We start from the raw sequence: 5,627 nt of genomic DNA on the forward strand, positions 1-5,627 counted from the left end.
GGAGTTCAACTTAAGAAAGCAGATAATCTTTTGTTACGCACTATAGGCGCAGCTCGCGCCTATGCAAAGATAGGTCTTAGAAATCTTGCATATAATATGGATAGATATAGAATATTAGAAACTATAGCATCTTAAGAGATAATAATCATATATAAAGCATAAAAACAAATAAATTGCGCATATAAATACCATATATAAATAATATTGTTGATGCATCTTTAAAAATACAGACGATGTATGAGAAAACTGGTATAGAAAGTGAATTTTTGGGGTTTCCCTATGGTTATTAAGATGCATGTTTCCAAAAAGTTTTTTCTCATCCTGATAATAGTCATGATGTTGGCCTTTATGGGGACTGCGGGGGCCGAGGAAGTAGTCCGGGCGGAACTGGAAAACGGCCTCCGGGTGGTGATGATCAGGGATCCTCTGGCCCCTGTCGTAACCACTGTGGTCAACTACTTGGTGGGTTCTGATGAGGCCCCTGAAGGGTTCCCAGGCATGGCCCATGCCCAGGAACATATGATGTTCCGTGGAAGCCCTGGGCTTACCGCTGCCCAACTTGCACGTATAGCTGCGGAAATGGGTGGAGATTTCGGCGCCGACACGCAGCAGAACGTGACCCAGTACTTTTTTACTGTGCCTGCGGAAGACCTGGATGTGGCCCTGCATATAGAGGCGTTACGGATGGAAGACGTCCTGGACAGTGAGAGACTCTGGTCCGAAGAGCGCGGGGCGATAGAGCAGGAGGTGGCGCAGGACCTCTCAAATCCCGAATACATCTTTTACACCCGGCTCCTAAAGGATTTTTTTGCCGGGACCCCATATGAACATGATGCGCTGGGAACCCGCGCCTCTTTTGACAAGACTACAGGGGCCATGCTCAAGCAATTCTATGACAAGTGGTATGCCCCTAACAACGCCATCCTTGTTATATGCGGCGACATAGATCCGTCTGAGACACTACAAAAGGTGAAAAAACTATTTGGCGGGATTCAGACCAAAAGGCTTCCGGCCCGCAAGGAGGTGAGTCTCCAACCGGTCAAGCCAGCTGTGCTCAACATGACGACAGACCGGCCTTATGGCATGGTGTCTTTTGCGTTCAGGATGCCTGGGTATGACAGTCCGGACTATGCGGCGTCTGTGATCCTTGCCGACATCCTGAACAGCCAGCGCTCAGAGCTCTATTCTTTGGTTTCAAACGGCAAGGCGCTTTTCACAGGGTTTGAACTGGATCCTCTGCCCAGGTCAGGGCTCGGTTACGTTGTGGCGGCCTTTCCGTCAGGAGCTGACAGCAGGGCCCTTATGGCCGATGTGAGAGACATTCTGCTTGCCGTAATAAAAAACGGTGTCCCTGCGGATCTGGTGGCCGCCGCTAAATTGCATGAGGTAACTGAGGCCGAGTTTGAAAAAAATTCGATATCGGGTCTTGCCATGAGCTGGTCTCAGGCGCTAGCCGTGGAGGGCAGGAATTCCCCGGACGATGACATAGAGGCCATACAGAAGGTCACCGCGGAGGACGTGAACCGCGTAGCCGCAAAATATCTTGATGTGGATCATTCTATCCAGGCCGTTCTTACCCCAGAGGTCTCAGGTAAGCCCGTTTCATCGAAAGGGTTTGGCGGCAGTGAGAAGCTGATCACAGGGCATTCGGCAAGGGTTGAACTTCCAGAATGGGCCAAGGAGGCCTTGAGCCGTCCTGCTACGCTACACCCTGCTGTACATCCAGTGGTAAGCACCTTGAAAAACGGGCTTGTCCTTATCGTGCAACCCATATCCATAAGCAACACTGTGAGCGTTTTTGGTCATATAAAGAATAATCCTGACATGCAGGTACCCAAAGGACAGGAGGGGGTCGATGCCATCTTATCCCAATTGTTTTCTTACGGGAGTTTGTCCCTTGATAGGGTTGCCTTTCAGAAGGCCCTTGATGACATAGGGGCGAGCGAGTCCGCTGGCACTGACTTCTTTATAAGGGTGACACCCGATCATTTTGATCGGGGCGTTCAACTGCTTGCAGAAAATGAACTCCATCCGGCCCTGCCCAAAAATGCCTTTGACATCGTTCAGAAACAGGCCGCGGCTTCTGCGGCTGGGGAGCTCAAGAGCCCGGGTTATCTGGCCGAACATGCCGTCAAGGCCAGCCTTTTCCCCAAGAATGACCCCAGTCTGCGCCATCCCACCCCGCAGACAATCTCCGCCCTTACCTTAGATGACGTAAAAAGGTATTATTCAAGTGTATTTAGACCGGACATGACCACTATTGTGGTCATAGGAAAGGTTACTCCAGAAGAGGTATTTGGGGTGATTAACAAGTATTTTGGTTCTTGGACGGCAAAAGGCCCTAGGCCGATCATTGATTTCCCTGCGGTTCCAAATAACAAGCCGTTTTTTGTGAGCGTGCCGGATTCGAGCCGCGTACAGGATGTGGTCACTATGGCCCAGACCCTTGGTTTAAGGCGCACAGACCCTGACTTCTATGCCTTGGAATTGGGAAATAACGTACTAGGCGGGGGTTTCTATGCTACAAAACTCTATCAGGACCTGCGTGAGACTACAGGTCTTGTATACTTTGTGGACTCGCGGCTTGATGCAGGCAAGACCAGGTCAGTCTATTCGGTAGTTTTTGCATGTGACCCTGACAAGGTTTCCAAAGCGGCTGGAATTGTCCGCCGTGACCTTGTCGATATGCAGAAGGTAGCGGTTTCAGATGATCAATTGAATCAGGCCAAGGCGCTCATGTTGCGTAAAATTTCTTTGTCTGAATCGAGCGTGGATCAAATAGCAAAGGATTTTATCTATTGCACGGCCAATGATCTGCCACTCGACGAACCTGTAAGGGCTGCAAAAAAATATATGGGACTTACGGCCACTGATATTAGAAAGGCATTTTCAAAATGGATACGCCCTAACGACATGGTTCAGGTCGTCAGGGGTCCTGTCCCACAATAAGGTTTCGCTAGGAGTCGAATCCATATTTGGAACCCGCCAGACCGGCTGAGAAATTCCAGACCCGACACCCGCTGTGGGCGGTCCTCTATAAATATTCCCTGTTCGAGGCCGCTGACTCCGCATGGTCGATGATAGTGGTCTCCACCTATTTTGGCGTCTTCCTGCAAAAGGTCATCGGCAGATCTGGGGCCGATTTCGGATGGGCGGTGACTGTCGGGGCGCTGATCGTAGCCATCATATCGCCTCTCTTGGGTGCCAGCGCGGACAACAGCAGACGGCGTCAACCATATCTTCGTGTCTTTGTCTTCGGCCTGGTTATCTGTACAGCCTCTCTAGGATGGGCCAGGTCAGAGCCGGTGGCCATATCGCTATTCATCCTGGCATATATATGCGCCAATGCGGCATTTACATTTTTTATAGCCATGATTCCGGCGGTAGCCGACAAAAAAAATGTGACCGCAGTGATAAGCATGACGGTGGGCATTGGCTATGCAGGAAGTCTCATTTGTTTAGTCGGCTTGAGCAGGCTTGTGCCAACCGACGAACTGGCAGGCCGGGTCTTTTTGCCCATGTCCTTGATATATCTGATTCTTGCGTATCCGGCTATGTACCTTGCCCCTGATTTTAAAGCTGGTTCGCACAGCCGGGTGGACATATATGCCGCCTACGGGCGTATTCGAGATACATTCAGACATGCAAGGAGATACAGATATTTTTTTATCTTTCTTGTCGGGGATTTTCTGTATGAAAACGCGGTTGCATCCGTAATCACCCTGATGGGCCTCTATTCCCGCAATGTAATGGGTTTCAATGCCAGCGAACTGGCCTCACTTTTTGGGCCGGCCATTATCGTAGCTATGCTTTCCGCCTGGATTATCTTCGGGCCCCTTGTCAAGGCCGTCGGCCCCAAAAAGGCCGTGCTCATTGATCTCATGATCTGGTTTCTTCTCTTCGTCATGATCTTGATCATCAGGCCTGGGATGGCGCTCAATCTAGGGCCGTTTCATATGGACGCCAAGCTGTTGTTCAGGTTTACGGTAGCCCCGTTGGCAGGGATGGGGCTTGCCGGGGTATGGTCATCAAGCCGCGTACTTCTGACAGCCCTGACCCCGGCAGACAAATCCGGCGAGTTCTGGGGGCTTTACACCCTCTCCGGCCGCACAGCTAGCGTGCTGGGTGACGCCACATGGTCCCTGATTCTGACGATCTTTGGTGAACAGATATTTGGCTACAAATTAGCTGCTGCGGCGCTGATGGCATATGTGATCCTTGGCGCCTTTTTGATCAGCCTCATCCCTGGCATACGCCCTTCATCCGGCAACTTCCTTGAGAAAGGCCGTATTCAGGCCGCTTAGCAGATTATAATCCTCTGTTGCGCTGAACAGGCACACGAATGAGTTACTACTCCAATTTGACAAAGCAAAGATGTTTCACTTATATGTTGGCACAGAGGAATTGTGCAATGAGAAGGGCATCAATGGCTTGATTTGTGTGGGGAGAAGAGATGAAAGCAACAATAAAGTCCAAACAGCGCGTGAGAGATCACGGTGAAGTTTTGACTCCTCAACACATTGTCAATGCCATGCTTGATCTGGTGAAGCAGGAGACGGAGCGGATTGACTCGCGTTTTCTTGAGCCTGCTTGTGGGACGGGGAATTTTCTCATCAAGATACTGGAGCGAAAACTGCGAGTCGTGGAGGCACGCTATGCCAAAAATCAGTTGGAATATGAGCGCTATGCGATCCTTGCCGTCTCATGTATTTACGGGATTGACATTCTGGCAGATAACACAGAAGAATGCCGTAAACGGCTGTTTGATGCGTTTGATGCGTCTTATACCCGCTTCTTTAAGGAAAAGGCAAAAGAGCAGTGCCGGGAAGCGGCGCGCTATATCCTCAAGCGCAACATTGTGCATGGCGATGCCCTTTCCCTGAAAACCGTGGGGGATAATCCGCAGCCGATTATTTTTTCCGAATGGTCGCTGATCAACGGCAGTCTGCTCAAACGGCGCGATTTTGCCTTCCATGAATTGGTGAGCCACGGTTCCATGCGGGAGCTGCCGCTCTTTTCGGACCAAGGCGAGGAGGTGTTCATCCCTGAGCCGGTGAAGGAATACCCGCCGGTGCATTTCCTGGAGGTGGCCCATGCCTACGATGATTAGCTACAACCCCGATGTGCTCTCTTGCCTGGCCAACCTCTCCAGCGACGAGGTCTTTACCCCGCCGCAACTGGCAAACCGGATGCTTGACCTTTTGCCGCAGAAACTATGGAGCGATCCCGAGGCCCGCTTTCTCGACCCGGCCTGCAAGTCCGGTGTGTTCCTGCGCGAGATTGCCAAACGGCTGGACAGGGGATTGGAGAACAAAATCCACGACCAGCAGGAGCGCATCAATCACATCATGAAAAACCAGCTCTTCGGCATTGCCATCACGGAACTGACTGGCCTGATTAGCCGGCGTTCGCTCTACTGCACCAAGACCGCCAACGGCAAGTATTCGGTGTGCACCGCCTTTGATGACCGGGATGGCAACATCCGTTTCAAACGAACGGAGCACACATGGGAGAACGGTCGGTGCGTCTTTTGCGGGGCAAACGAAGCCAATTACGCGCGTGGTGAAGAACTCGAAACCCATGCCTATGAATTTATTCACACCGATAACCCACTCTGTCTTTTCGAC

Annotated in this window: 4 protein-coding genes; all 4 read left to right on the forward strand. The window is 51.1% G+C overall.

What is annotated here, in order from left to right:
- Nucleotides 1-279 precede the first annotated feature (279 nt).
- Nucleotides 280-2,949, forward strand: coding sequence for a M16 family metallopeptidase (locus ACP5SG_RS09190; RefSeq protein WP_428123870.1), 2,670 nt, complete (start codon nucleotides 280-282; stop codon nucleotides 2,947-2,949).
- 26 nt (nucleotides 2,950-2,975) lie between these two features.
- On the forward strand, nucleotides 2,976-4,304 hold the full coding sequence (locus tag ACP5SG_RS09195; RefSeq protein ID WP_237888472.1) for an MFS transporter: 1,329 nt from the start codon (nucleotides 2,976-2,978) through the stop codon (nucleotides 4,302-4,304).
- A gap of 149 nt (nucleotides 4,305-4,453) precedes the next feature.
- Nucleotides 4,454-5,110, forward strand: a complete 657-nt coding sequence (locus ACP5SG_RS09200) for an N-6 DNA methylase (protein ID WP_428123874.1) — start codon at nucleotides 4,454-4,456, stop codon at nucleotides 5,108-5,110.
- On the forward strand, nucleotides 5,094-5,627 hold a 534-nt coding region (locus tag ACP5SG_RS09205; RefSeq protein ID WP_428123878.1), incomplete at its 3' end, for an Eco57I restriction-modification methylase domain-containing protein. The genes ACP5SG_RS09200 and ACP5SG_RS09205, both read left to right, overlap by 17 nt.

The organism is Dissulfurimicrobium sp., from assembly GCF_049968175.1.
GTDB classification, from domain to species: Bacteria; Desulfobacterota; Dissulfuribacteria; order Dissulfuribacterales; family Sh68; genus Dissulfurimicrobium; species Dissulfurimicrobium hydrothermale.